We start from the raw sequence: 204 nt of genomic DNA, 5'->3' as shown, positions 1-204 counted from the left end.
TCTTTATCTTGATATAGCGTTGGGTCATATTAACTCTATTCCTCTGGGGGCAGTGCCAAAATTTGACTCCGGTGAACTACTAGGCTTTGATCCAAAGTATCGCATAAAGGCTTTTGAGTTTAGTATAGTTGTCATTAAAAAAGGACTAAGTATCCGTTCTCAGTGCAATAATGATTACGAAGCAATGAAGTTATTACTGGAATG

The 204-nt window shown here is 37.3% G+C and carries 1 protein-coding gene; it reads left to right on the top strand.

The window, feature by feature from the left end; translation table 11 throughout:
* The coding region (locus IQR33_RS33570) for a hypothetical protein (protein ID WP_228013995.1) at positions 1-204 on the top strand (204 nt) is incomplete at both ends.

This window comes from Vibrio sp. OPT46 (assembly GCF_015163535.1).
In the GTDB taxonomy this organism is placed as follows: Bacteria; Pseudomonadota; Gammaproteobacteria; order Enterobacterales; family Vibrionaceae; genus Vibrio; species Vibrio alginolyticus.
This window is presented reverse-complemented; position numbering and strand designations above follow the sequence as displayed.